Origin of the sequence: Streptomyces sp. NPDC003035, assembly GCF_042888285.1 — a bacterium.
Taxonomy (GTDB): Bacteria; Actinomycetota; Actinomycetes; order Streptomycetales; family Streptomycetaceae; genus Streptomyces.
In genome coordinates this window covers 261,324-287,730 of record NZ_JBIAPJ010000009.1, presented here as the reverse complement: position 1 = coordinate 287,730, position 26,407 = coordinate 261,324, and the positions used below count along the sequence as shown (strand labels likewise).

Below are 26,407 nucleotides of genomic sequence, written 5' to 3'. Positions count from 1 at the left end.
GTGACGGAGGCTGTCCTGTGCCTGCTCCAGAAGTAAGCGCGGAGGTCCTCGCTGCCCGGCTATCTGCCCTTGGGCTCACCACACGCGTGGAGGAGCACGCCAGACACACATCGATCGAAGCGGAGGTACTGGAATCCCTCCCCGCCGAGACATGGCGGGAGGTCCTGGAAGTCGTGTCGAAGGCGGACCGGTTCGGTCTCCTCGCCACCAGCCTGGGCGGCCGAACCCTTTGGGCCGCCGTGAACAAAGAGGTCCCCGCGACAGGCGACGTCCGGGGACCTGGCCATCAGCGATAGGAGCTGATCAGCATGTTCAACCGTATCCGCCGCGCCATCGCGCGCACCAGAGAGCGGTACGCCCGAAAGGCCCGCCAACGCGCCCAGTTAACGCCCGCCAGCCCCGTCGTCGCCGAGTGGCCGACGCTCTCACTGAGGCAGCCCTGGGACCGCACGGACTTCCTTCCGGGTGAGGAGACCGCCCTCGTCCGCCCGTACGTACTGGCAGTCGAGGAACTCCTCGCCTGCACCTGCTTCAAGCCGGCGGAGGCCCACTGATGCCGCAGACGAAGGCTGTGCCCTACCGATCGACCTCGTGCCGGATCGGCACGCACCACGAGTGCGCGCACTCGTCCCCGGTGACAGCGCCGGTCGGTGTTCCCGTGGTCTATGAGACATGCGCCTGCTCGTGCCACGCGCCGGCCGCCGCGGTCACTTCAACGAGGTCGGCCTCATGAAGTCCTGGACTCCGAGCGGTGCGATGGCCGCGCCTGTCGAGATCACCTCGATCAACGTGCAGCGCGGCGACGTCATCCAGATCGGCGGCCAACCCTGCCGAGTGGCCGACCTCTTCCAACTGCCGCGCGGCGCCAAACGCCTCCTCTTCGAGTCGGGCGAACTGCTGACCATCCACCCCCGAACCCGACTCGTCGCCGTCCGAGTGCTCAGAAGGTGGTGATCCAACCCGTGCCGTCCCTCCACCACACCATCGCCGACGACCTCCGGACTCAGATCACCGCGGGCCTCCTCAAGCCCGGCGAACGCCTCCCCTCGGAGCCCCAGCTCGCCACGCGCTACAAGGTCAGCACGGCGACGCTGCGCAACGCCCTCGCGCTCCTCCAGGCCGAGGGCCTGATCGAGAAGGTCCACGGCAAGGGCAACTTCGTCCGCCGCCTCCGCCGAAGACTCACGTACGAGGGAGGCGCCCTCACCCCCATCGTTCCGACTCTCCACGTCACGGTCCGCACTACCCGGCTCCGGGCCCAAGGGACGCTGAGCACCCTGCTGAAGGTGCCACCACAAGCCCTGCTGACCGAGTACTACTGCGTCAGCCACGTAGGGGAGTCGCCCCACAGCCTGGCTCGCATCTACGTCCCCCGAGACCTGGCGCCGTCCGAATCGTCCTGCCGCTGGCCCAAGCCAGCAGAACTCGGCCCCCGGCTTGCGGAGACCCGCGAGAAGGTCAGCGCCCGTCTCCCCACCCCGGAGGAAGCCTCCACCCTCCGGATCAGCTCGGCGCTCGCTGTCCTCGCGATCACCCGCGTATCTGCCGACACCTCAGACCGGGTGGTCGAGGCGGCTCTCCTAGTCCTTCCCGGGGACCGTGCCGAGGCACGCTTCACCACCCATCACATGACCGAAGACAGAAGGGCCGAGGAATGACGCCCCACAACGAGCTGCGCCTCCTCCCGTGGTCGGGCCCCGACGGCAAGCCCTGCTACCTGAGCACCGACAACAGCGACAGCCACCTGTCCCGCCTGGCCGACAACACCGAAGAGATCCAACTCGGCCTGGCAGCTGACCTCGTGACACACACGCTGGAAGTCCTCAGCGGCGAGGGGCCTCAAACGGAGGAACTTCGACGCCTCTCGGCGGATCTCGCGGAGGCACTCAAGGACGTGCTCCGCGTAGCAGCAAGCCGCGGCCACCGCCTGACAGCGCGGGACCTCAGCACTCGTGAAGAAGATGACGAGGGTCCTCGACTACCGGCGGCGGCCTTCGGCTAGCAGCGATGCACATCCAACGACAGAGCAGCCCCGGACCACGTCCGGGGCTGCTCTGCTTCATCCGTTTCGCGACCTTGCGAGATCCGCGACTACTCGTACACAGTCGCCGCTCGGAGCGCTCGGGCGAAGAAGCGCCAGTCACCGTTGGCTGGCAGCTCGCGGCCGGTGTTGCGGTACCAACCGTCAGCGTCGTCAATCCATGCCGCCAACGCCTCCAGGAACCCAGCAAGGTCCGCGTTCTCCCACGAGTCCCTGCCGTCGGCATGGCTGCGGTGCAGGGAACGGATGAAGGATGCCAGGTCTTCTCTGCTGTCGACGTGATCGGGAGAAGTGGTCATGCGCGGCACCCTACTTGGCACGCCCTATCCCGCAGCGCGACAACCTGAGCACGCCCCCTCGGTCTGCGTACCGGCGGTGCTACTCCTCGTCGCTCCGCTCCAGCACCAAGCCGACGGAGCCGTCCTCCAGACCGTTGCTGTCTTCGAGGTGGAGGTGCACTCCGTCGGAGACGCCGTCGCCGGCCAGCACGAGCAGGTGCCCAGCCAGCGTCCTGAGGCCTGCGGCATTCGCCTCGATGACAACCTCGCCCCCAAGGTTCCGCACCTCGATCCGCGAGTTCGCGTCCCACGTGAAAATGAGTGCGGCACCATCCGTCACCGTGACGTGGGTGCTCTCGATGGGGCCATGGACGGGTCCGGAAGTCATGGTGACCATGATGCCGCTCACAACACACGGCTCCGGAGGGGCCGTGATCTTCCCGCGTATGTACTGGTGAGAGCTCCGCAGCGCGGCGGCATGTGAATTCCCGTCCACAGATAGGCCGCGGTCTCCTAGCGCCCTGATTCCCATAGCCCGTGCACTGTCTCACTGAGACAGTGCACGGGCGCTCGACTACGGCCGATCACGCTAGGCGCAGGTCACCCGTTCCTGAGAACAGGTGCGCTTCCTCCCTTTCTCCACTTCCCGAGGTAACCGCTCGCCGCCAGAGCCGCCACGAGTGTCAGCACATCAGTAAGTGCACCAGTCGCTTTACCGAGGGACGGCCATACCAAGATCAGGATCACGGTCACCGTCACTGCCGAGATTGGTGGGGCCCAGGGGGGCGTACTGGGGTGAGCTTGCGTCACACTCATGTCGATGCCTCCGCGGCGTCTGGCGTCCGCCCGTGTCACCTGTGGCTTGCCGGCTCGGTGACACAGGCGAACGCTTTGGAACAGTTGCCGCCCATGATGGCTTCGCTTTCGGGCCCTGGCGAGCACTGCGCATATAGGGCAAAAGCTCCTGCCGCAGATGGATTCTTCGCGCCTGACAGCCCGTGACCTGCGGCTATGAGTAACTCGGGGGTGCGTGCACCGGGGACCGGTTTTCGGTCCCCGGTGAGGGTCTACGAATTACGCATAGTTCACCTTTCGAGGTCGAAAGTGTGAGGTAGCTCACACCCCGCTTGGCTGCCCTTCTGGCCTGAGGTCTGGCTGGTATCAACCTTTGAGCGAGAAATACCCCATCTTGCCCTGACCGCTACCCCATGGCGGAAACCAGTAGGCGGGCGACTCCCTGACCTGCGCATTCCTGAGCGACCCTGGTAGCGGACCCGTCACTGTTGGTCGCCAACGGTCACCCCTGAGCCCCCTCGCACGGCCCACAGACGGCCCAGCCGTCGTCGCCCTGCAAGCCGCGCAGACGTTTTCACTCCTCGCTGTTGCGCTCCTGGACCGAGCCCACGAACCCGCCGGCTTCCGCCAACGACCAGCGCCTCCCTGTCGCAGCCTCGAACAGCTTCGTCCCTCGACGCCGAAGAGGAGGCACTGCCCGGGAGCTCGCGCGAAGATACTGGGAGGGCGAGAATATTGAAGAAGCGAAAAATCTGGACGCGCGAGAATATCTTCGCGTAGCCTGGAAGGTGTGGTGGATAAGTCGAAGATCAAGAAGTCGTACCAGGCACTCCCGGTCGGTGAGCTGCGAGTCGATCCCAAGTTGGATGCGCAGCGGATCTTCCAGCCGACCTGGGCCAACAAGCTCGCAAGGATCTGGGACCCGGAAGTGCTACTCGTAGCCACGGTTTCCAAGCGTGAGGACGGGCACTACTACCTGATCGATGGGCAACACAGCACCGCTGTGGCAGTCGAGAAGGAGGGCCCGGAGTTCTTGCGTGACTGCATGGTCTACGAGAACCTCGACTCCGAGATGGAGGCCAAGCTCTTCCTGTCCGCGAACCGCGACCGCAAGCCGGTGAAGCCGTTCGACAATTTTCGCGTTGCGATTACGGCGAATGACCCGCTGGCCACCCGGGTGCAGCAGGAGGTTCAGCGCTGCGGCCTGGAGGTCTCCAGCGGGACGTCGGCAAACCGAGTGGGCGCCGTGCAGGCACTGATGGCCATCGGTGCCCGGCGTGAGGGCTTGGTGACGAAGGTACTCCAGACGGCGGAGCAGGCGTGGGGACGGGACGCCACGAGCTGGGACAACATCATGCTGCGCGCGCTGGGAGTAGTCATTCACCAGAACTGGGACAAGGTCGACTATGCACGGCTCGCCAAGACGCTCATGAAGTCCCCCGTGGGCCTCTGGAAGAGCAAGGCTCTGCACGCCCTCCCCAGCGGTGGAGGTTCCTCCTCACGTTCGACCCCCCTGGCCGGACACATCATCACCGCCTACAACGGCCGGCTCGGTCCGGACAAGATGCTCACCACCGGGATGGCCGCGTAGTCGCCCTTCACGAAGCGTCGGCCTTCTCTCCGGCTCTCTGGCGAAGGCCGACGCTTTTCGTATGAGCTTGAAGGGGTTCCAAACCTGGCGACGCTTGCAGCCGCGTCCTCGCAGGTCAGCATGCGGGCGGCAGTACTGAGCGTGTCGGTGACCTCCTGCACGACCCGCGGCTCCGCGTGGCCGTGGTGACCGCTCGATCACGCGATTCTGACACGCGGGCGGTCTCCGATCCCTGCCTTACAAGTTCGCCCTGGGGCGGGTGAGCGCCATTGCGGGCCCGGTGCCGGCTGCCGTCCATGCCCCTCCGGGACCGCCGCTGTGCGCCGCCGACGTTTATGTGAGCAGGGGATGTCATCACGGGTTCGGCATCTGCTCGTCAGTCGCCCTGCGCGGTCGTGCAATGGCTTCCGCGGCACGCCTGTCAGCTTCATGCTTTCGCTCGATGGAGGCCCGCAACTCCCCAGGGGTCGGCCATGGCGCACGCCGGTGGATCATGCGGTGACAGTTGGCACATATGAGGGCGAGGTCGCTGAGCTTGGTCCGCCCCTCGCCCGCTTCGTGCAGCGGTACAACATGGTGGCACTCGATGTACCCGGCACCGCGGTCGCCGTAGACCTGCTCGAAGTCGAACCCGCACGCTTCGCACTCCAGCCGCCCGCCGCGCTGGAGCACGGAAGCGATCTTCTTCTTGCGCAGGCTCTTGTTCCGCTCCCGGGCCTGGTGACGGCGCAGAAGGAGCCGGCCCTCGGGAGCGCTGTAGTCATCCTCCTCCTCGACCTCTGGGGGCAGGTCCTGGAATTCGCCGGTGGTGAGGCCGCGTCGGATGCGCTGGGCTACCGCCGCCATCTCAGCTGGCCGGGCAAGGAAGTCCTTCATGACTTCGAAATCGAGCGCGTTGCCATTTGTCGGCTTCCCTGGGTAGTCCGGGTGCCGGCATGTGATGTCGACGGTCTTGCGAGCTACGCCATTGGGGTTCCGGAACAGCTCGTTTCGTTGCTCTACAGGATGGATCGGCATGGCCTGCAGCAGCGCGGACAGCTCAATCACGCGTGGGTCGTCGAACTCCAGTCGCTTCCAACCGTTGGCCATCGCCAGATCGCAGGCCAAGATGATTTCGTCACGCGTCCAGTCTGGGCTCCGCGTGGCACGGATCAGGAACCCCTGTTGGGCGAGCCACCTCGCAGCGTGCGATCTTCCGCCACTCAACTCATCGGGCCTCAGGGCCCGGCCTTGACCGAACTTGTGGGCCACGCCAGCGATGGCCTTCGAGTCGTATGTCCGGTCCTCGTGGATGAGGAGATACCCGGTTGCCGGCTTGTACCCGTACTTGGACAGGAACCGGTCACGGCCTAACTCGTCGTACTCCGCTATGGCTTTGAGGACATCCTGTGGGCTGATCGCACCTTTGCGCATGGCGGAAGAGTAAGGGTCGTCACTGACAACCTGTTAGATGCCCACCCTCCTCAACCATCCTCCCCAGCTCCCATCCCGTCTGCCGTCGACCCACACACCGTGGAGCGGGCGCGGGTCCTGGCGTCCAGGTGGAGCGCGCCACTGTACGAACGACCTGGACGCCAGGGCCCGTGTCTGCTCGGCTCTGCCTGGGTCGACGGCAGGCGGGATGGGAGCCCCCCACGCCCCCCACGACCGGCCCGCAGCCGCTCGCGGCCCCTTCTCCATCCCGGAGCCTGAGCGCCCCCGCCGGAGGCATCTCTCTGACCCGCGGTTTTCCCCCGCGTTGCGTTCCCGAGGTCAGCCGAGGCTTTCCAGGCCCAGCTTGGCCAGGCGGGACCGGATGGCGCTGGGCTTGCGACCGAACTGCTTCCCGAGGGCTTCGAGGTCCGCTCTCCTTGCTGGTAGCGGGTGAGGAGTTGCGCGTCATCGTCCTGGGTCCAGGAGTGGCCCATCTTGGGGTATCGGGCGCGGAGTTCTTCCGGCGATTCCCGCTGCCTGCCCGGGACGGCCTCGGGGTGTACCGACTCGATGATGTCGAGCGGGAAGTGACCGACTTCGGTTCCGGTGAGCCAGAGCATGAGGTGATCGCTGTCGAAGGTGAGCCGGTCGGCATGGATCGTCACGGCTCGGCGGAGTACATCGGTGTCGTTGGGGTCCCGATAGTAGTCGCTGAACGTAACGCGGAAGGCTGTACGTGCTGCGGAGGTCTCCATGGGGTAAGCCTGACCGTGCCTTCGCCTGGGTGGGAGATCGTTTCTAGCCTGCCCGCTGCACGTAGCGCGCCGCCGGGCGGGGCCGCCGCTGGCGAAGACAGGGCGGCGGCCCCGCCGACAAGGCGGCGCGCTACCGCGCCGTGCGCGGGTCTTGATTAAGTAGGGAAACTCTTACCGCGCTTGCGGGCTTCGCTCGGCCTTGAACTCGTCCAGTAGCTCGAAGAACAGGTCGATGCCAGCTCTGTCGGCTGCCTGCGCAGCCTTCGTGATCTCGATGGCCCAGCCCAAGGGGCTGCTGTGCGTCCGGCCGAGTCGTGGCCACAGCCACTCCGTGAAGGGACCTTCGTGCTCGAAGTCCAGAACCGCTTGAGGACCGTAGATCGCGGAGGCGACGCGGAAGCCGTACAGCATGGACTGGAGCTCCAGGAGGGAGCCACCGCGGACGAACATGCCTGGCCGCAGGCGGACCTGGTCCAGGAGGTCGTAGACGTCACGGCACTCGTCGACGTGCTTCGCCTCGGTCACGCGGACTTCTCCAGGAGGTGTCGCCCGTCGTGGCTGCGGACGTGGGGGCCCTTGTCGTCCAGGGCGTCGAGGAGACGGATCGCGTACACCTCGGTCATGCGGGCGGTGATCTCCTCCGGAGTGAGCCACTCGACCGCGGTCGACTCCGTGGAGGTTCGTTCCTCGCCGCCGGACGGCTTGCAGCGGAAGACCAGGGCCACGATGCCGCGGGTGGTGTTCTTGTAGACGCCGGTCAGTTCTTCGACCTCTACTCGGATGCCCGTTTCTTCCCAGACCTCGCGGGCCACGCCCTCTTCGGGGGCCTCCGTGAGTTCGAGGACGCCGCCCGGGAGTTCCCAGGTGCCATTGTCCGCTCGGCGGATCGCCAGGAGGCGGCCGTCTTCGCGTACGACTGCGCCCGCGACGGACACGGAGTGCAGTGGCGTTGACGTCGTCTCTCGGGCGCTGTTACTCATGTACAGGAGCATAGGAGAGTGGGAAAGACTGTGGGAACTCCAGTAGGAGGTGGTCGGTCCGTACCTCGGTACGTCCAGATCGCCGAGGAGATTGTTCAGCAGATCCAGGCTGGGGTTCTCAAGCCTGGCGACCTGGTGCCGAGCGAGTCCGAGCTTGTCGAGCGGTACGGCGTCGCCGGCGGGACCATCCGTAAGGCGATGGTCGAGGTTCGTGCGAGTGGGCTTGTGGAGACGCGGCACGGCAAAGGGTCGATCGTGAAGGACCGGCCGCCCGTGCGGCTGCGGTCGTCTGATCGGTTTCGGGCCTCGCATCGGCGTGGGGGGAAGGCCGCATACCTTGCTGAGTCCGCTCAGTCCGGCGCCACAGCCAAGGTGAGCGTCCTCTACATCGGGCCGATGGAAGCGCCGCAGGATATTGCCGAGCGCCTGGGCGTCGACGCCGGTACGCAGGTGCTCGCGCGGCGGCGGCTGTACTTCCGTAACGGCGTTCCCGTCGAGACCGCCTCCTCCTACCTCCCGTGGGACGTGGTCAAGGACATCCCTCAGCTCTTCTCTGAGAACCCCGGGCCCGGTGGGATCTACGCCCGGCTGGAGGATGACGGGCACGTCTTCACCGAGTTCGTCGAGACGTTGCAGGCTCGGCCGGCTGCCAAGGCTGAAGCCTCCGAACTCGCCCTGAGCCCTGGGGCCCCAGTCGTTCACCTGCTGCGGAACGCCGTCACCAAGACCGGTCGCGTGGTCGAGGTCTGCGACACCCTCATGGCCGCTGACCAGTTCGTCTTCGAGTATCGGATCCCTGCCGCCGACTGACGCTCGGTCAACTCTCCTCAACCCGCTTGGACTTCTTCGTCCGGGCGGGTTGACTCATGTATAGGAGTGATGCACTCTTCTTCATGTCACTCATGTATATGAGTGACGGAGTCCAGCACTTCTAGAGGAGTGATCTCTGTGCGTCAGATCCCCGTCGACACCTCCGCGGCCTCTGTGATGGTCGCCCAGCCCCCGCAGCCCAAGGTGAAGGACCGCCGTACCGGCGAGCGCGCCATGGATGCCGAGACCGGTGCCGCACTGTCGACCGTGGACGTGATGTTCGCGGCGAACGGCGAGGTGGAGATCTTGACCGTGACCGTCCCGGAGACCGGCGTCTCCGCGGAACTGGTCATGGGCACCCCGGTCGCGGTCACGGGCCTGGTCGCCCGCCCCTGGGAGAACGAGTTCAACGGCCAGCGTCGGCACGGCATCGCCTTTCGGGCTGTCGCGGTGACCTCGCTGGTCGGCAGTGCGTCGAACTCGAAGGCTGCCTGATCATGCGGTGGTTGGTCGTTTCCGGTGTGGTGGTCGTCGCCCTCGCAGTTCTTCTGCGGTGGCGGCGGCCCGCCTGGTACTGGGTGACCTTCGGCGTCACGCTCGCCACCGTTCGGGTCCTGGTCCGGTACAGGTCGGTCATGGATGCCTGCGGGCTGACCGTCCCTCCGCCTCGCTGGCGTCTGGCCATCGCCCGGATGGCCAACCGGCCTGCGCCTGAGCCGCGCGCCCCTCGCATTTTGAGGTTCCGGCCCACCCGGACCGGCCTTGTCTTACGACTGGGGCTCCGCCCCGGACAGGACGCCTTCGACGTCGCGGCCTCGTGCGACCGGCTCCGGCACTCATTCGCCATGTACGGAGTCACCTCGCGGGAGATCCGCTCCGGCGTGGTCGAACTGCGGATGACCGGTTACGACGTGCTCAAGCTGGTCCGTTTGCCGGCCAACGCGAAGCGCACGCCCATGCGGATTCCGGTCGCACTACGCGAGGACGGAGCCGTCCACTACCGCGACTACCGCACCTCCCCGCACGCCCTCACTATCGGAGCGACCAAATCCGGGAAGTCCGTCTACCAGCGCAACCTCGTCGCTGAACTCGCCTCCCAGCAAGTGGCCTTGGTGGGGATCGACTGCAAGCAAGGAGTCGAGCTGTTCCCCCTGGCCCGCCGCTTCTCCGCCCTCGCCGACAATCCCGACACCGCCGCCGACCTCCTCGACGCGTTGATCGCGCACATGGAAGGGGTGTACCAGCTCATACGGACCGAGCAGCGCATCACCGCCGATACCCCGGATGCCGAGATCGCCGCCGACATCTGGGACCTGCCCGACCACCTGCGGCCGGTGCCCATCGTGGTCCTGGTGGACGAGGTCGCCGAACTCGCCCTGTTCACAACGAAGGACGAGGAGAAGCGTCGGGACCGGATCATTACCGCCCTCGCCCGGCTCGCCCAGCTCGGCCGCGCCGCCGGCATCTACCTCGAAGTCTGCGGCCAGCGCTTCGGCTCCGAACTCGGCAAGGGCATCACGATGCTCCGCGCTCAGCTCAGTGTCCGTACCGCCCACCGCGTCAACGACGAGACCAGCGCCAACATGGCCTTCGGGGACATCGCTCCGGACGCCGTCCTCGCCACTGTCCAGATCCCCGTCGAGTCTCCCGGCCTCGCGATCACCGGCGACGCCTCCGGCGGATGGTCCCGCATCCGTACTCCGCACATCTCGCTTCGCACGGCCGTCAACGCCTGCAACAAGCACGCGGACCTGACCCCGGACCTGCCCGGCCTCGCCGCCTTCCGGCCCAACGTCGAACCGTCGGCGTCCCTCGGCAAGATTCCGGCCCCGGCAACAGCCTGATCCCTCCCAACCTCCGGTCGGTGAGACCGCTTCGCGCCACGTCCCTACCCCCGCCACGCCCAAAACGCCTGCAAGGAGGTGATCGCATGACCAGCAAGCTCCGCGTCGACGCCGTGCTGGTCCAAGCCCTGATCGCCGGTGCGCTGTCCTTCGCCCACCTGCACGACCTGGCCGCCGCTGCCGGACAGACGGGGTGGAAGGCGTGGGCCTACCCCGTCTCCGTCGACCTGCTCCTGGTCGCCGCCTGGCGCCGGCTCCGCTCGGACGGCTCGTCGCGGCTCGCCTGGTGCTGGTTCCTGGTCTCCCTGTTCGCCTCGCTCGGCGCGAACGTCGCCACCGCCGGATTCCTCGACCTCGCCGATCCGCCCGCCTGGCTCCGCTTCGGCGTCGCCGGATGGCCCGCGGTCGCGTTCCTCGGTGGCACGCTCCTCGCCCACTCCCCGACACCGACCGTCGAGTCGGACACGGAGCCGGCCGAATCGGAGTACGTCTCCAAGTGCAACGCCGTTGCCGAGCCCGAACCCGACCCCGCCCAGTCGGTGCGCGAGATCGCATCCGACATCACCGTCCCGGCCGCCCTGGTCGAGCACGCCCGCAAGGTCGCCGCCGACCACCACTCCCGTACGGGCCAGCCCATCGACACCGACACCCTGCGCGCCCGTCTCGGCGTCCCCGCGCCCATGGCTCACGCCATCGCTGCCCAACTCGCCTGATGAGAACGGAGAACGCCATGTCCCCTCGCGAACACTTCCACTCCGTGATGCGTATCGGCCCCGTGCAGATCGGGACCCACCGCGACCGCCACGGCCGCACCAAGTACGCCGCCGTCTGCACCGCCGACCGCTGCGGCTGGTCTTCCGACTACTCCAGCTCCTCCGCCGCGCAGCTCGCGGCCCGCACCCACCGCTGCCGCATCTCCGACTGAACGGATTCCGCTCGTGGACGTTCCGCTCTGGCTCGCCCTGATCGTCGTCGGCGTTCTCGGCATCAAGCTGATCCGTCCGCCCTGGTGGCTCGTCGCCGTGATCCTCCTGGGCGGCTTCCTCCTCGCCGACAGCCTGCTGGCCCCTGTCATCGACACCGCCGTCTCGAAATGACCTGACCTGGAAGGGAGAACCACCTCATGCTCCGACCGAAGATCCCGACCATGCCGATGCCGACCGGCATCACCACGCCGCCCGCCGCCGTCCAGCCGACCACGATCCAGACCGTGCAGCAGTCTCCGGCCCCGGTCGCTCCGGCCCGACCGGTGGTCCAGATCACCCCCAGTACCGCCCTCGCTGTCGTTGGCGCCGGTACCGCCGTGGTCCTGGTCGTGGGCACGGTCCTGGTCTCGATGCTCCTTGCGACCGCCGTCACCGCCGCATCGGTCGCCGTCTGCGCCCTTGTCGTCCGCTCGCTGATGGCGTCCTCGGCCCAGCGCCGCTGACCGGCCCCCGGGCGGCCTCGATACCGCCAAGCATCCGCCGCCCGGGAGCCGTACCCCTCGCCGATCTCTCAACCGGAAGGAACTCCCATCATGGATCAGCGCACCGTCGCCACTGCGGCGGGCCTGGACCCGGCCACCTTGAACGACGTCCTCCGGGTGGCCGCTGCCCCCGACTTCGACCGCTGGAAGGATCAGGTACACCGCACCGGTGGTTGCTCCGATCCTGTCCACCTGACCGGTTGGTCACTCGCCAAGGACCGCACGTCCGGTGAGACCCTGCGCCGCTACTCCACCGACGCCGAGCCCGGCGGACGGCTCCGCGTCGCCTGCGGAAACCGCCGTGCCTCCCGCTGTCCCTCCTGCGCGTACACGTACGCCGGGGACACCTACCACCTGATCCGCGCGGGCCTGGCCGGCGACGAATCCAAGGACATCCCCGCGACCGTCCGCGATCACCCCCGGGTGTTCGCCACGCTCACCGCCCCGTCCTTCGGGCCCGTGCACAACCGGCCCGACCGTGGCGGCTGCCGCTGCGGCACCCACCACCAGGAAGGTGATCCCCTCCTCGGCACCGCGCTCGACCCCGAGTCGTACGACTACGCGGGGGCCGTCCTGTTCAACAACCACGCCGGGCAGCTCTGGCAGCGCTTCACCAACCGCCTGCGCCGTGAGCTCGCCGCCCGTGCCGGGCTCACTCAGCGTGCGATGAAGGCCGTGCTGCGAGTCTCGTACGGGAAGGTCTCCGAGTTCCAGAAGCGCGGCGCGATCCACTTTCACGCCGTGATCCGCCTCGACGGACCGGACGGCCCCGGCAGCACCCCGCCCTCCTGGGCCACCGTGCGGTTACTCGACGACGCGATCCGCGCCTCCGCCGTCCACGCTTACACGACCATCACCATCCCCGCCGCCGGGGATCAGCCGCGCCGGCGGTTCCAGTGGGGTCGACAGCTCGACATCCGCCCGGTCAAGGCGTTCGGTGACGGTTCCGACATCACTGAGCAGGCGGTAGCTGCCTACGTCGCCAAGTACGCCACGAAGGCAGCCGAGACCACCGGGAGCCTCGACCGCCGCATCGGCAACCGCGAAGTGACTCGACCTTTTGGACGTGCCCGACCACCCCCGCCGCCTCATCGAAGTCTGCCTCGACCTCGCCCCGCTCTACCCGGACCGCAAGCTCGCTGCCTGGGCGCACATGCTCGGCTTCCGCGGCCACTTCTCCACCAAGTCTCGCCACTACTCGACCACCCTCGGCGCCCTCCGCCAGATCCGTGCCGACTACCGCGCTGCGCATGAAGACGACGGCGCCGCCGACCCGGACACCGTGCTCGTTCTCGCTTCCTGGGAGTACGCCGGCCACGGACACACGCCCGGTGAAGCCGCGTTGGCCGCGTCCATCGCCCGTGACATCCAGATCAACCGCGACACCGCCCGCGAAGCCCTACGCGACCAACTCGCCCTGGAAGGAGCCGCAGCATGACCACCGCCACCGCCGAACTGCTCACCGTGCCCGAGGTCATGGCGCGGCTCAAGCTCGGGCGCTCGACCGTCTACGACCTCATCCGCTCGCGCCGCCTCACCTCGATCACCATCGGCCGCGCCCGCCGTGTTCCGGCCGACGCCGTACGGGACTTCATCGTCCGCGAGATCGGGGAGGCCGCCTGATGGCCACCCAACGCAAGCGCAACCCCAACGGCGCCGGAACCATCACCCAGCGGAAGGACGGCCGCTTCCAGGCCGCTGTCTACGTCCTCCAACCGGACGGCACCCGCGCCAGGAAGTTCGCGTACGGCCAGACCTGGGCCGAGTGCGACGCCAAGCGCCGCACGCTCCTCGACAAGGCTGCCAACGGCATCCCCGTTCCCACCCGGTCCGCGAAGCTCTCCGAGTGGCTGCCTTACTGGCTCGACAACGTCGTCAAGCCGCGTCGCAAGCTCAGCACGTACGACAAGTACGAGGCGCACGTCCGTCTGTACCTCGTCCCGATGGTCGGCTCCAAGCGACTTGAGTCTCTCGGCGTCGCCGACGTCCGGCGCTTCCTCGTGCAGCTGGAGAAGAAGACCACCGCCGCGACGGCCAAGGAGTCCCACCGGGTCCTGCGTACTGCCCTCACCGCCGCCTGCCGCGAGGAACTCATCACGCGCAACGTGGCCACCCTCGTCGAGCCGCCCCGGGCGAAGGCGCGAGAGCTGAGTCCCTGGTCCCTGGACGAGACGCTCGACTTCCTCGCCGCCGCCCGCCGGGACCCGCTGTACGCAGCTTTCGTCCTCGCCATTGCCATGGGACTGCGACGGGGCGAGCTGGTCGGGCTCCGCTGGACGGACATCGACCTCGACAAGCGCGTCCTCTATGTACGGCAGCAGACCCAGCGCCGCCGGGGCGTCCTGTACGACGACGATCCCAAGGGGCGCCGTCGGCGGGCAGTACCGCTCCCCGCGATGTGCATCGCACCCCTGCGCTGGCACCGAATGCGGCAGAGCGATCAGCGGGCCAAGGCGGGGGAGAAGTGGCAGGACGGCGGCTACGTCTTCACCACGAGCACGGGCCGCCCGGTCGAGCCCCGCAACGTCTATCGCTCCTTCACTCGCGTCGCCGCCTCCGCCGGCCTCCGCGTCATCCGGCTCCACGACGCCCGACACGGCTGCGCCACCCTGCTCACCGCCGCCGGCGTCGCGCCCCGCGTCGTGATGGAGATCCTTGGGCACAGCCAGATCAGCATCACCATGGACGTCTACACGCACGTCGTCCAGGACACGCAGCGCGAAGCGATCAGCCACATGGACCGGCTGCTGAAGAGGCGGCCTGGTCGCGGGTAAATGCTGTCCTGTCTATCGACATCGCATAGACGGGACCCCTGCAGACTGCTGCCTCCGCCCGCTGTCCGGGGCGGAGGTACGGTCTTGTCCGAGCCCTCCAGTGCCACTTCAAAAGAGCTAAGGGATTTCAGGAAAGCAACACCTTGATTCCCTGCAAGCCCATAGGGGCTGGGAGCGGACCAGGAAGCGATTCTTTCGACGGGACAGCCATCGGTGTGCAACGAGCGCGGTGTGCGCTGCGAGGGCTGACCCCAGACGTAAATCGCGTAGTCCTTGGCGACGAGCACCGCGATGCCATCCTTGGACTGCTCCGGGGGCGGCGCCACTAGCGGAAGCTGTCGCGCGCGGGAGCTACGGCCGGCGCCGAGAGGCACCGGCAGATACACATGCGATTCCTTCGCAGCGAAGCTGACCCGAGCTTGATAGCCGAATAGCCCCGCCCGGACGGTTGTCCGTCAAGGCGGGGCTATCGATTACTCGAACAGGTAGTGCTTCAAAATGTCGGCGGCGATGTCATCGAAGCCGAGAAAAGAAAGAGTCAAGGAAACAAAACTGATAACGTAGTAAGAAATCTGGAGCTTCTGCAACCATCTCTTAGCGTTGCTGGGCTCCTCATTACGAGGTGACTGTGTATGGCCGGATTCCTCCGGCCTCATATGTCCCAGCTCGTTGCGAACGTTAGGGCTACAAGCCTCGCTAGTAGCGTCGTCACGTTCCGGCTGAAACTCGTTACCGTTGCCGTTACCCGATGTGTTCACTTGACCCTCCAGGATCTATATCGGCCGCCCATGGGTGGACGACGTAGACCTCGGAGGGGGATCTGGCGCTTGTGCGCTTTTGTGACGCACCTCATAGTGGCAGGGCGTTTGATGTCGCGTCAACTGCCTACTAGCTCCCGCAGGTTCGAGCCCTCTTGCTCGTTGAGCGCTGGTTGGTGTCAGAGGCGGCCTCCCCCGTTGGTCCGCTGCAGGGGGCTTGACTTCAACAGGAAAGGAGGTGCGGCTCAGGGGCGCACGTGAACCCGTTCCAGGCCGCGAGGGCAACCTTGCGCACCCCAGGTCATGCAAGGTGCCCATCAGCAGCCGGTAACCCGGGGGCGAGATGCCACTGGTCAAGATCCGAACCGTGGCAGGCTGTCGGCGTTGATGTCAGCCGTGGATGTCAAAGGGCACCTACCAAGATCGGTAGGTGCCCTTTTCCCTTGTGCCCCCGGCAGGATTCGAACCTGCGACACCCGCTTTAGGAGAGCGGTGCTCTATCCCCTGAGCTACGAAGGCATGAAGGCCCGGGCTTGGAGGAGACCTTGTAGCCAAGCCCGCTGGTCAGACGCGGTGTGGATCCTGCTGGGTGGTACTGGTACCCGACAGGAGCCATGCCGACGGCCGACCAGAGAACAGGGTAGCGGATGACCATCCGCCAGGGGGCCACGTTCCGGGGCGGGCGCGTGGAGTGGCGCTGACCAGCGGGTTTGGTGCGGTGTGGGGGTGGGTGGCGGCGTGATCACCGCCGTGGCGGCGGCGGTGGTCTTTGGGGGTGGGGGTCAGGCGGGGCGTATCGGTTGGGTGGTCACTTCGGCGGCGAAGATGGGGCTGCCGTTCTGTTCCATCGCGACCAGGGTGACCTGTGTTCCTTCCGGCGTCCCCGGGCCTGCCGTGACCGGTGTGGCGTTGATCAGGCAGGGGCTGTCGAACTCGGCGTAGCGGGTGAAGACCGTCTTCATGCCCGCCACGGTGGCCGGTCTCGGAGATCGGGTCAGGGCCGCCTGGCGGGCCGCCTCCAGGAGGAGCATCCCCGGGGCGTGATCGACGGGGTGGTCGAAGAGCACCGGGTGGCCGAGGTCCGATCGCAGGTGCCAGTTGCCGGGGGTGCCGGCGGAGGAGAGGACGACGTCTTCGGCGTGGTCGCGCCCGACGAGGTGGGGAGAGATCGGGCGGTCCGGCGGCAGGGCACGGGCGTGGGTCGCGGTGATGTCCGCGTACGGGCCGCGCAGGCGCTGGTAGACCACCGGAGACTGGTTCGAGAACCGGGTCCGTACGTGGGCGGCGGTGACGCCGCCCAGAGATGCCCGAACGGTCATGGTCATCCCCGCCAGTCGCGTGCCGCGGCGTACGACGTCGGTGCAGGTGACGTCCAGGTCGGTCGCGGGCGGGGCGTCGGTGGCGCTGAGAGCCGACGGGTCGAACTGGAAGTGCAGGTCTTCCCAGGCCTGCCGGAAACCGAACGGCACGTCGTAGGCGGCGTGGCAGAGCATCGGGATCGCCTGGCGTACGCACTCGATCAGCAGCAGCGGGTCGCGGGAACCGTGCGCCCCGCCGTAGAAGCGGTGGCTTGTCGGCCACTGCGCGGAGACGTTGAACCGGTCGGCGCCGACGGGGCGCCAGCTGGTGAGGAGCAGTTCGTTGACGTCCGTCTTGTGCACCTCGGCCGCTGACACGGGCCGGCTCTGAGGATGCGATTCGCGTGTTCTCGGCAGTGTGCTCGTGAGCATGCTGTCCCCCCGGGACGTCGGAAACGAAGTCGATCCGGACAGGGGTGAGCCGATGGATCCGGAGCCCCCCGCCCGTTCCGCGATCAACATAAAGAGTGCTCGTTTTTTTTTAAAGTCAAGACTTCGTAAAGTGTCAGGTTCGCAGGGTTGCACATCCGAAGTCTCTGCTGGTGGGAGCAGGTGTGGTGGATCGGAGGCATCTTCTGGGGGTTGCCAGCACGCCACTCCGGCTCGGTAACATAAGAGTCGTTCCGTTTTTTTGGAGGGTGAGACGTCGTGGCTGGTCCCAAACAGGAGCGGGCGGTTCAGACGCGTGAAGCGATCCTTCTCGCGGCTGCCGAGACCTTCGACGAGCTCGGCTACGCCGGTGCCAGCGTCAACCTGATCCTGAAGCGGGCAGGGCTCACCACAGGCGCCCTGTACTTCCACTTCGACTCGAAAGAGGGCCTGGCGCGCGCGGTGATGAACGCGCAACCCCAGACGATCGTCCCCAGGCTGCAGTCCGAGGGACTCCAACGGCTGGTGGACATCACCCTGTCCTGGTCGCACCTGCTCCAGGTCGACCCGCTCCTGCGGGCCGGAGTCCGGTTGACGGGGGAGCAGGCCACCTTCGGTGCCTCCGACGCGACGCCCTACCAGTCCTGGGCGGGCATCATGGCCGACTGCCTGCGCGACGCGCAGGCCAGGGGCGAGTTGCAGGCAGGTGTCTCACCCGAGGAGTTGGGCGAGTTCGTCACCGAGGCGTGTACGGGCATGCAGATGTTCTCCAACGTGGTCAGTGGCAGGAAGGACCTGAGCGACCGCACCATCCGGATGTGGCGCCTGCTGCTGCCCGGGATCGCCGTGCCGGCGATCGTCTCCCGCACCGAGGTCAGCCACGAACGGCTGAAGAGCCTCGTCGGCTGACGCCTCCGGGGAACGCCGCCCGTGGGTTTTTCGGGGCGGGTGTTCTCGGCTCGTGCCTTGCTTCCCACCCGCCGTACCGCCGGACCGCTGATTCGTGCTGTCCGTTCGATGCGGTCACGGCGGCCCATCACCCGTGCTCCACCGCGCCCGTACGTCCTTACGTCCTTATGTCCGTACGTCCGTTCGTCCATGGAGGACCAATGCGCCACAGCCTCGGCCGACTTCGGCTGGCCGCTCTCAACATCGACGGTGTCCTGCTCAACGACACCTTCAGCCCCGTGATCCACGCCTTCGTCGTCGGCCGAGGCGGGGCCTACACCGCCGAGACCGAGCGTGCGGTGTTCTCGCAGCCCCAGCACATAGCCGGCCGCAACATGGCCGCCGCCGTACCGCAGCCGCTCAGCGGGGAGGAGGCCCTCGCCGCCTACTTCGAGGAGCGCGACGTCCACCTCGCCGAACACCCGGTCACCGTCATGGACGGCGCCATCGACCTCGTACGGCGGCTGAGAGCGCTCGGACTGCGGACGGTCTGTTACGGAGGGCTTCCCGCCCCGCACTTCGACCGGTTCCTCGGGGAGTGGGCGGAACTGTTCGACGGCCCGCGCTATGTGTGCACCAACGACTTCCGTCCCGGGATCCAGGAGATCACCGACATCTTCGGGCTGGAGCACGGAGAAGCGCTCTTCGTCGACGACGTGGCCCGGGTGGCCGAGACCGCCAGGGACCTCGGCGTTCCCTTCATCGGCCACCCGAGCACGTTCGTGCACAGCTTCCAACGGCAGTTGATGCGCGAGGCCGGTGTGCGGCACATCGTGGACTCCCTGGACGCGATCGACGAGCAGCTGATCCGCGGCATCGACGCCGAGGCACTGCGCGGCACGGTGTGGAACAACGTCCCGGACCGTGCCGTCCCCGCCGGTGCCTGACCGCGACCCGTACCCGACCGATACGAGCGAGCCTGCGAGGAACGACATGAGCAACCAGCGTTCGATGTCCGGCCGAGTGGCCATGATCACCGGAGCGTCCAGCGGCATCGGTGAGGCAGCCGCCCACGCGTTCGCCGACGAGGGCGCGGCCGTCGTCCTCGTCGCGCGGCGCGGCGAGCGGCTGCGCGCGCTTGCCCGGAAGATCAACGACTCCGGCGGACGCGCCCTCGCGGTCGAGGGCGACGTCGCCGATTCCGGCCGGATGCGCGAAGCCGTCGAAGCCGCCGTGGAGACGTACGGGCGGCTCGACCACGCCTTCAACAACGCCGGTTACGCCACGGCGGGCGCGCCGCTGCACGAGATCGACGACGACGTCTTCCGCCGGACCATGGACGTGAACGTGGTGGGCGTGTGGAACTGCATGCGCCACCAGATACCCGTGATGCTGAGCCAGAGCTCCGGTGGTTCCATCGTCAACACGGCCAGTGTCGCCGCCACGCGTGCCACGGGGGCCAGCGCCGCGTACGTGGCCGCCAAGCACGCCGTCCTCGGAATGACCCGGGCCGCGGCGGCCGACTACGGCGCCGCGGGCATTCGGGTCAACGCCCTGGTCGTGGGCGCCACGCGCACCGAGATGATGGAGGAGGTGCTGGGGCACCACCCCGAGCTCGAGCAACGGTTCGCGGACGACTCCGTACAGAAGCGCATGGCCGCGCCCTCCGAAGTGGCCGAGGCGGCGCTGTGGTTGTGCAGCGAACGCGCCTCGTTCGTGACCGGCGCCGCGATGCCGGTCGACGGGGGCGCGACCGCGATCTGAGCGGTCCTCCGCCCTCTTCCGCCGTCTTCCGCCGTCCTTCTCCTCCGTGTCCGGGGGCGGTTCCGCGTGCCGCGCGTACGTGGAGTGCCCCCGGATGCCGCCAAACCCGGGGCGACTTGTGGCAGTCGGCGACGACAGCCGGTCACAGCGCTGGTGTGCTGACCGGCAGAGACGCCGAGACGCCGAGACGCCGTGACGGACGGTCGGCGCGGGAACCCGGAGGAATCACGATGCACGGAACCGCAACCGAAGCAGGTCCCGAAGCAGGAATCAGAACCAGAACCGGAACATCGGTCGTGCCGTCGCAGGGGCCCCGGGCCCGGCGGAGTACGCGCGCCCTCGCCGTCCTCGGGCTGAGCGCGTTCGTCGTGGGGACCGCCGAGTTCGCCGTGATCGGCGTCCTCGACCGGATGGCCGAGAGCCTGCACGTCAGCGCCGCCACGGCCGGCCTGCTGGTCACCGCGTACGCGATCGGTGTGTGCCTGGGCGGGCCGCTCCTGACCGCGCTGACGCTCCGGCTGCCCCGCAGACTTCTGCTGGCCGCCGCGCTCGGCGTCTATGCCGTGGCCAACGCCGTCGCGGCGCTCTGGGCGGACTTCACCGTCGTCGTCGTGGTGCGCGTGCTGGCGGGCGCCGTCCACGGACTGTTCGTCGGTGCCGCCTCCGCGGCGGCTGCCGCACTGGTCCCGGCGGAACGCAGGGGCCGGGCCGTCGCCGTGGTGTTCGGTGGGATAGCCGCGGCCAACCTCCTGGGTGTGCCGCTGGCGACCTTCGCGGGCCAGGTCCTGCCGTGGCAGTACGCCTTCGCCGGAATCGCCGCTCTCGCGTGCGTGGCTCTGCTGCTGACATGGGCGGCGGTGCCACCGTCCGCCACCGGTGGACAGCAGGCGTTGCGCGCACAGTTCCGGCACGTCGCGAAGGCGCCGGTGATGGCACTCCTCGCGATCGCCGTCCTGATCTTCTGCGGCCAGTTCACCGCCTTCACCCAGCTGAGCGGGTACCTCCAGGATGTCGTCGGCGTCCAGGGCGGTGCCGTCGGCCTGTACCTGCTCGTGTTCGGAGCCGCTGGTTCCGCCGGTACCGCACTCGGGGGCTACCTCGCCGACCGGGCCGCCGGCACCACCGTCATCGCGGCGACCGTGGTGCTCGCACTGGTTCTCACGACGCTCTTCCTGCTCGGCGAGCGGCCCGTGGCCGTGGCCGTGTGCGTCGCGGTCTGGGGCCTCGCCGGTTTCGGCCTCGCCCCCGCCCTCCAGCTCCGGACGATCCGCCGTGCCGGACCCGGCGGCGACCTCGCGGCGACGCTCGGCGCCTCGGCGGGGAACGCCGGCATCGCCGTCGGAGCGGCCGTCGCGGGCGGGATCACGGGAGCGTACGGGTTCGCCGTGCTGCCGCTCGCCGCGGCGGCGATCTGCGTGGTGACGCTGCCCCTGACCTGGATCTGCCGGTCGGGACAGACCGGCGGGACCGACGGGGCCTCTGCGCCGGCCGCCCCCTAGACGCCGGTGCGGGGTCGGGCCCATGCCGTACGACATGGGCCCGACCCCGCACCGGCGTACGTCAGACGCAGTCCTCCTCGCGGTACTCGGCGGCGCCGTCACCCCGCTCCGCCGCCGCGCGCAGCTCCACCCGCCGGATCTTCCCCGAGATCGTCTTGGGCAGCTCGGCGAACTCGATGCGCCGCACCCTCTTGTACGGGGGAAGCTCCGCCCGCGAGTGGGCGAAGAGCAGCTTCGCCGTGTCCCTCGTCGGCTCCCAGCCCTCCGCCAGCACGACGTACGCCTTGGGCACCGACAGACGCAGGGCGTCCGGCGCGGGCACCACGCCGGCCTCCGCCACGGCCTCGTGCGACAGCAGGGCGCTCTCCAGCTCGAACGGGGAGATCTTGTAGTCGGACGACTTGAACACGTCGTCCCTCCGGCCGATGTAGGTGAGCCGGCCGTCGGGGCCGCGCACCGCGAGGTCGCCCGTGCGGTAGTAGCCGTCCGCCATCGCCTCGGCGGTGCGGGCCCGGTCTCCCTCGTAGCCCGACATCACCCCGACGGGGGCGGCGGACAGATCCACGCTGATCTCACCCTCGTCGGCCGGGCGGCCCGTGGCGGGGTCGAGCAGGGCGATGGTGAAGCCGGGGCTCGGCCGGCCCATCGAGCCGGGAGTGACCGCCGCGCCAGGGGTGTTGGCGACCTGGACCGTCGTCTCCGTCTGCCCGAAGCCGTCCCGTACGGTCACCCCCCACGACCGCCGTACCGCGTCGACGACCTCGGGATTGAGGGGCTCGCCGGCCGCCACGGCCTCCCGCGGCGGCGTGCGCAGCTGCCCGAGATCGGCCTGGATCAGCATCCGCCACACGGTGGGCGGCGCGCAGAACGTGGTCACGCCGGCCCGGTCCATCTCCGTCATCAGACGGCCCGCGTCGAAGCGCGTGTAGTTGTGCACGAAGACGGTGGCCTCCGCGTTCCACGGGGCGAAGAGGTTGGACCAGGCGTGCTTGGCCCAGCCGGGCGACGAGATGTTCAGGTGGACGTCGCCGGGGCGGAGCCCGATCCAGTACATGGTGGACAGGTGTCCCACCGGGTACGAGACGTGTGTGTGCTGGACCAGCTTCGGCCGGGACGTCGTGCCGGAGGTGAAGTAGAGCAGGAGCGGGTCGTCGGCGAGGGTCGGGCCGTCGGGCACGTACTCCGCCCGCGCCGTAGCCGAGTCCTCGTAGTCCAGCCAGCCGGGGAGTACGGTCCCTGCCGGCCGGCCGACCGCGATACGGGTGAAGTCGCCGGGGACGGCGGCGAACCGGGCGTGGTCCTCCGCCCGGGCGACGACGTGGCGGACCGCGCCGCGGTCGACGCGGTCCGCCAGCTCGACCGCGTTCAGGAGCGGGGTCGCCGGGACGACCACGGCGCGCAGCTTCATCGCGGCCAGGGCGGTCTCCCACAGCTCCTTCTGGTTGCCGAGCATGACCAGGACGCGGTCACCGGCGCGGACGCCCCGCGCGCGGAGCCAGTTCGCGACCTGGTCCGAGCGGTGGGCGAGCTCCGCGAAGGAGTACCGGCTGTGGGAGCCGTCCTCCTCCGCGATCCGCAGCGCGGTGCGGTCGTTGTCGCGGGCGATCGCGTCGAACCAGTCCAGGGCCCAGTTGAACCGCTCCGGACGGGGCCAGCGAAAGCCCGCGTACGCCGTGTCGTAGTCCTCCCGGTGGGCGAGCAGGAAGTCCCGTGCGGCCCGGAACTCCTCGGTGGGGTCGGTGGGGGTCATGCGTTGCTCCTTCGTGGTCGGCGCCCGGTGCGGGGCGGCCCGGGCCCGGGCCCGGCGGCGGCACCTGGCCGGGGCCCGGTGGAGGCACCTGGCCGGGGCCCGGTGGAGGCACCTGGCCCGTGCCCGGTGGCGGCACCTGGCCAGGAGCCGGTGGCGCCCGGCCGGCGCCTCGGTGGCGCCTGCTCCGGGCCGGGTCAGGCGGCGTCGCCGACGGGGACCAGGGCGACGACGGGGATGGTCCGGTCCGTCTTGGACCGGAAGGTGGCGAAGTTCGGGTCCTGCGCCGTCTGCAGGCGCCACAGCTCCTCGTGCTCCGACTCCGGTACCGGCTCGGGCCTCACGGCCAGGCGCCGCGAGCCGACCTCCACCACGCCCTCGCCGGCCGCCATGAGATTGCGGTACCAGCCGGGTGCCACGCGGGCTCCGCCGTTCGCGGCGAAGACGATGTAGCGGCCGTCCCGGGCCAGGTGGACGAGAGGAGTCGTACGCGTCAGGCCGCTGACCCGGCCCGTGGTGCTGAGCAGCAGAAGGGGGATGGAGCCGAAGTCCTTCACCCGGCCGCCGTTGGCCCGGAATTCCTCGATGACGCCTCGGTTGAAGGCATTGCTGTTGACGGTCTCGTCGACCGTCCCATTCGTCTCCTGCATCAGTTCCATTCACCTTCGGGGAGGAAAAGACGGGTGTCGGTGGTCTGCTCGAACGGCATGCCGGCCGGCATGTTGATGAGCTCCATGGAAAGGCCCCACGGAGTCGTGAAGTACACCCAGCGATCTCCGGCGATCGGCCCGTCCTCGATGGTCTCCGGCTCCCCGAGGATGGTCACGCCGGGCTGCTCGCGCAGATACGCGGTGGCCTTGTCGACGTCGTCCACGTAGAGGGCGAAGTGGTGCCCGCCCCAGTCGCTGTTGCGCGGCCGGGTGCGGTCCTGGTCGGGCGAGGTGTACTCGAAGAGTTCGAGGTTGGTCACCGGGCCGAGGCGCAGCATGGCGATCTTCGCCGAGGCGCGGGGGTGCACGGCCAGCTTCTCGGTCATCCAGGTGCCGTCCGGGTCCTCCACCGGACCGAGCCGGTAGGCCAGTTCGGCGCCGATGACCTCGGTGAAGAACTCCACGGCCTGGTCGAGGTCGGGCACGGTGTAGGCGATGTGGTGCACCGCGCGCGCTCCGGGGATCTTGCTCAACATCACTCCGTCCGCCGGGGGTTCCGCCTCCGGCGGGGCCCCGTGCCGTCGCCCGGACGGACGCCCGGGCAGGCCCGACGATGCGGTCCGGCGGCCCCCTGATCAAGGTGTAGTTCCCAAAGTCGGCGGACCTGCCGAAGTTGACTTCGGGAGTTGGCGCCGGAGCGCTCGTTCCTGCTGAGATGACATTCATCGCGGCGAAATCGGCCGAGCAGAACCGCCTTCGATGCGCCCCCGTTTCTGCATTCATGGGCTGGACTTCCTTCCAATGAACTCGAAGACCAGGAAACGACGAAGATGACGAATGAAATAAAGCGCCGCCGGTTCGTGGGTGCGGGGTCGGGAATCGCTCTCGCCACCGCCGTCGGCGGACTGGTGCAGGCCCCCGGCGCACGTGCCGCCGAGGCCGGCGCCGGCCAGGTCGCCGAGGCGGCGGACGCGATCGGCGCGCAGACGACCGGGGTCACGGTGGCCCCGGCGGACCCCCGGTACCCCGATCTCACCTCGGGCATGAACCAGCGCTGGCAGGCCCGCCCGGACAAGATCGTGCTGCCGAGGACGACGGCCGAGGTCGTCGCGGCGGTCCGCGAGGCCGTCTCCACCGGCAAGCGGCTGTCGGTGTGCAGCGGCGGGCACTGCTTCGAAGACTTCGTCTTCAACGCCGACGTCAAGATCAACATCAAGTTGTCGCTGATGAACCAGGTCACCTTCGACACGTCGATGAACGCCTTCTGCGTCGGCGGCGGCGCCACCCTCCTCGACGTCTACGAGGCGCTCTACGAGGGCTGGGGCGTGACCATACCCGGCGGCATCTGCCACAGCGTCGGCGTCGGCGGCCACATCACCGGCGGCGGATTCGGCAACCTCTCCCGCCAGTACGGTCTGACCGTCGACCACCTGCACGCCGTGGAGGTCGTGGTCGTCGCCGCGGACGGTTCGGTACGCAGCGTGGTCGCCGCACGGGACTCCGCCGACGCCCGCCTGCGCGACCTGTTCTGGGCGCACACCGGCGGTGGCGGCGGCAGCTTCGGCATCGTCACCAGGTTCTGGTTCCGTACCCCCGGCGCCACCGGGGGCCCGGAGACGCTGCTGCCCAAGGCGCCGTCGCAGATCTTCCTCACCCTGGCCAACTGGCCCTGGGCGAAGGTCACCCAGGACGGCTTCGGCCGGCTGGTCACCTACTGGGGCCAGTGGCTGGAGCGGAACAACACCGCGGGCACCACGGGCGGTTCGCTCTACTCGTGGCTGCTGCTCAACCACCGCGACAGCGGTTCCCTGGGCGCCGTCGTCCAGCTGGACGCCTCGCTCCCCGACGCCGCGACCGTACTGTCGGACTTCCTCGCCGGCATGGACCTCGCGCTGGGCCTCAGCTCCGCGACGACGCGCGGCTCGTCGGGCGTGGTCGACTCGGCGTACACGACGACGAGGCGGCTGCCGTGGCTGCGCGGCACGCGCTACATCGGCGCCATCTCCCCCACGCAGCTGGACCCGACCACCCGCAGCATCCACAAGTCGTCCCACCTGCGCACGGCGACGCCCCAGAAGCAGATCGACGCCATGTACCGGAACCTCACGAGCACCGACGGGCCGAGCGCCCTCACCGGGATCGTGCTCTCCGCGTCGGGCGGCCGGATCGCGTCCGTCTCGCCGACCGCCACCGCGGTCGCCCAGCGCGACGCGATCATGAAGACCAACTTCGAGAGCCTCTGGTACGACACCAGGGACGACGCCAAGAACATCGCCTGGGTGCGCAACGCCTTCCGCGACGTCTACGCCGACACCGGCGGCGTCCCGGTGCCCAACGGCATCACCGACGGCTGCTACATCAACTACCCCGACGGCGACCTCTCCGACCCGGCCTTCAACACCTCCGCGGTGCCGTGGCACGACCTGTACTGGAAGGGCAACTACGCCCGGCTCCAGCGGATCAAGCGCGACTGGGACCCGAGGAACGTCTTCCAGCACCGGCAGTCGGTCCGTCCCTGACCTCCTGTCCCCCCTTGTCGGCCACCGAGCCGCCATCCCCCCACACCTGCCGGCCCGGCCGGCATCCCTGACCTTTTCTCATCCCCCTGTAACCCGCTTCAAGGAG

Annotated in this window: 29 protein-coding genes, 1 tRNA gene and 1 pseudogene; 21 read left to right on the top strand and 10 right to left on the bottom strand. The window is 68.4% G+C overall.

Annotation, left to right across the window (positions count from 1 at the left end):
- The first annotated feature begins 17 nt into the window (after positions 1 to 17).
- The 5 genes from ACFYV5_RS28200 (at position 18) to ACFYV5_RS28180 (ending at position 2,002) form a co-directional block, all read left to right on the top strand.
- A complete protein-coding gene (locus tag ACFYV5_RS28200) occupies positions 18 to 296 on the top strand; it encodes a hypothetical protein (RefSeq protein ID WP_389173182.1) in 279 nt (92 codons plus the stop codon).
- Positions 297 to 308: 12 nt separating this feature from the next.
- A complete protein-coding gene (locus tag ACFYV5_RS28195; protein ID WP_389172981.1) occupies positions 309 to 554 on the top strand; it encodes a hypothetical protein in 246 nt (81 codons plus the stop codon).
- Between the two features lie 118 nt (positions 555 to 672).
- Positions 673 to 954, top strand: a complete 282-nt coding sequence (locus tag ACFYV5_RS28190) for a hypothetical protein (RefSeq protein ID WP_389172979.1) — start codon at positions 673 to 675, stop codon at positions 952 to 954.
- Between the two features lie 8 nt (positions 955 to 962).
- Positions 963 to 1,658, top strand: a complete 696-nt coding sequence (locus ACFYV5_RS28185) for a GntR family transcriptional regulator (protein WP_389172977.1) — start codon at positions 963 to 965, stop codon at positions 1,656 to 1,658.
- Complete coding sequence (locus ACFYV5_RS28180) at positions 1,655 to 2,002, top strand: hypothetical protein (protein WP_389172975.1); 348 nt, start codon at positions 1,655 to 1,657, stop codon at positions 2,000 to 2,002. The genes ACFYV5_RS28185 and ACFYV5_RS28180 overlap by 4 nt, the downstream gene beginning before the upstream one ends.
- An 89-nt stretch (positions 2,003 to 2,091) precedes the next feature.
- Here the strand turns inward: ACFYV5_RS28180 and ACFYV5_RS28175 are convergent, their stop codons facing one another.
- Together ACFYV5_RS28175 and ACFYV5_RS28170 are read right to left on the bottom strand one after the other, a co-directional pair.
- Positions 2,092 to 2,340, bottom strand: coding sequence for a hypothetical protein (locus ACFYV5_RS28175; protein ID WP_389172973.1), 249 nt, complete (start codon positions 2,338 to 2,340; stop codon positions 2,092 to 2,094).
- 79 nt (positions 2,341 to 2,419) lie between these two features.
- Positions 2,420 to 2,707: a hypothetical protein gene (locus tag ACFYV5_RS28170; protein ID WP_389172971.1), complete on the bottom strand. Its 288-nt coding sequence runs from the start codon at positions 2,705 to 2,707 to the stop codon at positions 2,420 to 2,422.
- A 1,197-nt stretch (positions 2,708 to 3,904) separates the two neighbouring features.
- Here ACFYV5_RS28170 and ACFYV5_RS28165 point away from each other — a divergent pair.
- Positions 3,905 to 4,705, top strand: a complete 801-nt coding sequence (locus ACFYV5_RS28165; protein ID WP_389172969.1) for a DUF6551 family protein — start codon at positions 3,905 to 3,907, stop codon at positions 4,703 to 4,705.
- Between the two features lie 354 nt (positions 4,706 to 5,059).
- On the opposite strand, the gene ACFYV5_RS28160 is transcribed toward ACFYV5_RS28165, so the two are convergent.
- From ACFYV5_RS28160 to ACFYV5_RS28150, 3 genes are all read right to left on the bottom strand, one after another.
- Entirely contained in the window at positions 5,060 to 6,118 is a 1,059-nt protein-coding gene (locus ACFYV5_RS28160) for an HNH endonuclease (protein WP_389172967.1), read from the bottom strand.
- A gap of 926 nt (positions 6,119 to 7,044) precedes the next feature.
- Positions 7,045 to 7,398: a hypothetical protein gene (locus ACFYV5_RS28155; protein WP_389172965.1), complete on the bottom strand. Its 354-nt coding sequence runs from the start codon at positions 7,396 to 7,398 to the stop codon at positions 7,045 to 7,047.
- Entirely contained in the window at positions 7,395 to 7,865 is a 471-nt protein-coding gene (locus ACFYV5_RS28150; protein ID WP_389172964.1) for an NUDIX hydrolase, read from the bottom strand. The genes ACFYV5_RS28155 and ACFYV5_RS28150 overlap by 4 nt, the downstream gene beginning before the upstream one ends.
- Before the next feature lie 18 nt (positions 7,866 to 7,883).
- Between ACFYV5_RS28150 and ACFYV5_RS28145 the strand changes: the two genes are divergently transcribed.
- The 10 genes and pseudogenes from ACFYV5_RS28145 (at position 7,884) to ACFYV5_RS28100 (ending at position 14,749) form a co-directional block, all read left to right on the top strand.
- Positions 7,884 to 8,663: a GntR family transcriptional regulator gene (locus tag ACFYV5_RS28145; RefSeq protein WP_389173180.1), complete on the top strand. Its 780-nt coding sequence runs from the start codon at positions 7,884 to 7,886 to the stop codon at positions 8,661 to 8,663.
- Between the two features lie 138 nt (positions 8,664 to 8,801).
- Positions 8,802 to 9,158: a hypothetical protein gene (locus ACFYV5_RS28140; protein ID WP_389172962.1), complete on the top strand. Its 357-nt coding sequence runs from the start codon at positions 8,802 to 8,804 to the stop codon at positions 9,156 to 9,158.
- Positions 9,159 to 9,160: 2 nt separating this feature from the next.
- The gene (locus ACFYV5_RS28135) at positions 9,161 to 10,507 is read left to right on the top strand and encodes an FtsK/SpoIIIE domain-containing protein (RefSeq protein WP_389172960.1); all 1,347 of its coding nucleotides are present in this window, start codon (positions 9,161 to 9,163) and stop codon (positions 10,505 to 10,507) included.
- An 86-nt stretch (positions 10,508 to 10,593) separates the two neighbouring features.
- On the top strand, positions 10,594 to 11,220 hold the full coding sequence (locus tag ACFYV5_RS28130; RefSeq protein ID WP_389172958.1) for a DUF2637 domain-containing protein: 627 nt from the start codon (positions 10,594 to 10,596) through the stop codon (positions 11,218 to 11,220).
- A gap of 17 nt (positions 11,221 to 11,237) precedes the next feature.
- Positions 11,238 to 11,432 (top strand): mobile element transfer protein, encoded by a 195-nt coding sequence (locus tag ACFYV5_RS28125; protein WP_389172956.1) that lies wholly within the window; start codon positions 11,238 to 11,240, stop codon positions 11,430 to 11,432.
- A 13-nt stretch (positions 11,433 to 11,445) separates the two neighbouring features.
- Complete coding sequence (locus ACFYV5_RS28120) at positions 11,446 to 11,604, top strand: hypothetical protein (RefSeq protein WP_389172954.1); 159 nt, start codon at positions 11,446 to 11,448, stop codon at positions 11,602 to 11,604.
- 26 nt (positions 11,605 to 11,630) lie between these two features.
- The gene (locus ACFYV5_RS28115) at positions 11,631 to 11,936 is read left to right on the top strand and encodes a SpdD-like protein (protein ID WP_389172952.1); all 306 of its coding nucleotides are present in this window, start codon (positions 11,631 to 11,633) and stop codon (positions 11,934 to 11,936) included.
- Between the two features lie 90 nt (positions 11,937 to 12,026).
- A pseudogene (gene repSA / locus ACFYV5_RS28110) lies at positions 12,027 to 13,413 on the top strand (replication initiator protein RepSA).
- On the top strand, positions 13,410 to 13,598 hold the full coding sequence (locus ACFYV5_RS28105) for a helix-turn-helix domain-containing protein (protein ID WP_389172950.1): 189 nt from the start codon (positions 13,410 to 13,412) through the stop codon (positions 13,596 to 13,598). The pseudogene repSA and the gene ACFYV5_RS28105 overlap by 4 nt, the downstream one beginning before the upstream one ends.
- Positions 13,598 to 14,749 carry a tyrosine-type recombinase/integrase gene (locus tag ACFYV5_RS28100; RefSeq protein WP_389172948.1) on the top strand — a complete coding sequence of 384 codons (1,152 nt, stop codon included), beginning with the start codon at positions 13,598 to 13,600 and terminating at the stop codon, positions 14,747 to 14,749. Before ACFYV5_RS28105 ends, ACFYV5_RS28100 begins: the two co-directional genes overlap by 1 nt.
- 1,204 nt (positions 14,750 to 15,953) lie before the next feature.
- Here ACFYV5_RS28100 and ACFYV5_RS28095 read toward each other — a convergent pair.
- Positions 15,954 to 16,026 (bottom strand) — tRNA-Arg (locus ACFYV5_RS28095).
- A 263-nt stretch (positions 16,027 to 16,289) separates the two neighbouring features.
- On the bottom strand, positions 16,290 to 17,183 hold the full coding sequence (locus ACFYV5_RS28090; RefSeq protein WP_389172946.1) for a ScbA/BarX family gamma-butyrolactone biosynthesis protein: 894 nt from the start codon (positions 17,181 to 17,183) through the stop codon (positions 16,290 to 16,292).
- A gap of 330 nt (positions 17,184 to 17,513) precedes the next feature.
- Between ACFYV5_RS28090 and ACFYV5_RS28085 the strand changes: the two genes are divergently transcribed.
- From ACFYV5_RS28085 to ACFYV5_RS28070, 4 genes are all read left to right on the top strand, one after another.
- On the top strand, positions 17,514 to 18,143 hold the full coding sequence (locus tag ACFYV5_RS28085; RefSeq protein WP_355113614.1) for a ScbR family autoregulator-binding transcription factor: 630 nt from the start codon (positions 17,514 to 17,516) through the stop codon (positions 18,141 to 18,143).
- Between the two features lie 200 nt (positions 18,144 to 18,343).
- Entirely contained in the window at positions 18,344 to 19,069 is a 726-nt protein-coding gene (locus ACFYV5_RS28080) for an HAD family hydrolase (RefSeq protein WP_389172944.1), read from the top strand.
- A gap of 46 nt (positions 19,070 to 19,115) precedes the next feature.
- Positions 19,116 to 19,886 (top strand): glucose 1-dehydrogenase, encoded by a 771-nt coding sequence (locus tag ACFYV5_RS28075; protein ID WP_355113610.1) that lies wholly within the window; start codon positions 19,116 to 19,118, stop codon positions 19,884 to 19,886.
- 296 nt (positions 19,887 to 20,182) lie between these two features.
- On the top strand, positions 20,183 to 21,385 hold the full coding sequence (locus ACFYV5_RS28070; RefSeq protein ID WP_389172941.1) for an MFS transporter: 1,203 nt from the start codon (positions 20,183 to 20,185) through the stop codon (positions 21,383 to 21,385).
- 61 nt (positions 21,386 to 21,446) lie between these two features.
- Here ACFYV5_RS28070 and ACFYV5_RS28065 read toward each other — a convergent pair whose 3' ends face one another.
- The 3 genes from ACFYV5_RS28065 to ACFYV5_RS28055 all read right to left on the bottom strand — a co-directional run bounded on the left by ACFYV5_RS28065 (position 21,447) and on the right by ACFYV5_RS28055 (position 24,318).
- Positions 21,447 to 23,135, bottom strand: coding sequence for an AMP-binding protein (locus ACFYV5_RS28065; protein WP_389172939.1), 1,689 nt, complete (start codon positions 23,133 to 23,135; stop codon positions 21,447 to 21,449).
- A gap of 194 nt (positions 23,136 to 23,329) precedes the next feature.
- A complete protein-coding gene (locus tag ACFYV5_RS28060) occupies positions 23,330 to 23,782 on the bottom strand; it encodes a nitroreductase/quinone reductase family protein (protein ID WP_389172937.1) in 453 nt (150 codons plus the stop codon).
- The gene (locus ACFYV5_RS28055) at positions 23,782 to 24,318 is read right to left on the bottom strand and encodes a VOC family protein (RefSeq protein WP_355113602.1); all 537 of its coding nucleotides are present in this window, start codon (positions 24,316 to 24,318) and stop codon (positions 23,782 to 23,784) included. Before ACFYV5_RS28055 ends, ACFYV5_RS28060 begins: the two co-directional genes overlap by 1 nt.
- 294 nt (positions 24,319 to 24,612) lie before the next feature.
- On the opposite strand from ACFYV5_RS28055, the gene ACFYV5_RS28050 reads away from it, so the two are divergent.
- On the top strand, positions 24,613 to 26,301 hold the full coding sequence (locus ACFYV5_RS28050) for an FAD-binding protein (protein ID WP_389172935.1): 1,689 nt from the start codon (positions 24,613 to 24,615) through the stop codon (positions 26,299 to 26,301).
- The last annotated feature ends 106 nt before the right edge of the window (positions 26,302 to 26,407 follow it).

Coding starts and splice junctions, on each gene's coding strand:
- ACFYV5_RS28195 (WP_389172981.1), top strand. CDS start 309: ATGTTCAACCGTATCCGCCGCGCCATCGCGCGCACCAGAGAGCGGTAC.
- ACFYV5_RS28190 (WP_389172979.1), top strand. CDS start 673: ATGCGCCTGCTCGTGCCACGCGCCGGCCGCCGCGGTCACTTCAACGAG.
- ACFYV5_RS28180 (WP_389172975.1), top strand. CDS start 1,655: ATGACGCCCCACAACGAGCTGCGCCTCCTCCCGTGGTCGGGCCCCGAC.
- ACFYV5_RS28175 (WP_389172973.1), bottom strand. CDS start 2,340: ATGACCACTTCTCCCGATCACGTCGACAGCAGAGAAGACCTGGCATCC.
- ACFYV5_RS28170 (WP_389172971.1), bottom strand. CDS start 2,707: ATGACTTCCGGACCCGTCCATGGCCCCATCGAGAGCACCCACGTCACG.
- ACFYV5_RS28160 (WP_389172967.1), bottom strand. CDS start 6,118: ATGCGCAAAGGTGCGATCAGCCCACAGGATGTCCTCAAAGCCATAGCG.
- ACFYV5_RS28150 (WP_389172964.1), bottom strand. CDS start 7,865: ATGCTCCTGTACATGAGTAACAGCGCCCGAGAGACGACGTCAACGCCA.
- ACFYV5_RS28135 (WP_389172960.1), top strand. CDS start 9,161: ATGCGGTGGTTGGTCGTTTCCGGTGTGGTGGTCGTCGCCCTCGCAGTT.
- ACFYV5_RS28130 (WP_389172958.1), top strand. CDS start 10,594: ATGACCAGCAAGCTCCGCGTCGACGCCGTGCTGGTCCAAGCCCTGATC.
- ACFYV5_RS28125 (WP_389172956.1), top strand. CDS start 11,238: ATGTCCCCTCGCGAACACTTCCACTCCGTGATGCGTATCGGCCCCGTG.
- ACFYV5_RS28115 (WP_389172952.1), top strand. CDS start 11,631: ATGCTCCGACCGAAGATCCCGACCATGCCGATGCCGACCGGCATCACC.
- ACFYV5_RS28105 (WP_389172950.1), top strand. CDS start 13,410: ATGACCACCGCCACCGCCGAACTGCTCACCGTGCCCGAGGTCATGGCG.
- ACFYV5_RS28100 (WP_389172948.1), top strand. CDS start 13,598: ATGGCCACCCAACGCAAGCGCAACCCCAACGGCGCCGGAACCATCACC.
- ACFYV5_RS28080 (WP_389172944.1), top strand. CDS start 18,344: ATGCGCCACAGCCTCGGCCGACTTCGGCTGGCCGCTCTCAACATCGAC.
- ACFYV5_RS28075 (WP_355113610.1), top strand. CDS start 19,116: ATGAGCAACCAGCGTTCGATGTCCGGCCGAGTGGCCATGATCACCGGA.
- ACFYV5_RS28065 (WP_389172939.1), bottom strand. CDS start 23,135: ATGACCCCCACCGACCCCACCGAGGAGTTCCGGGCCGCACGGGACTTC.
- ACFYV5_RS28060 (WP_389172937.1), bottom strand. CDS start 23,782: ATGCAGGAGACGAATGGGACGGTCGACGAGACCGTCAACAGCAATGCC.
- ACFYV5_RS28055 (WP_355113602.1), bottom strand. CDS start 24,318: ATGTTGAGCAAGATCCCCGGAGCGCGCGCGGTGCACCACATCGCCTAC.
- ACFYV5_RS28050 (WP_389172935.1), top strand. CDS start 24,613: ATGACGAATGAAATAAAGCGCCGCCGGTTCGTGGGTGCGGGGTCGGGA.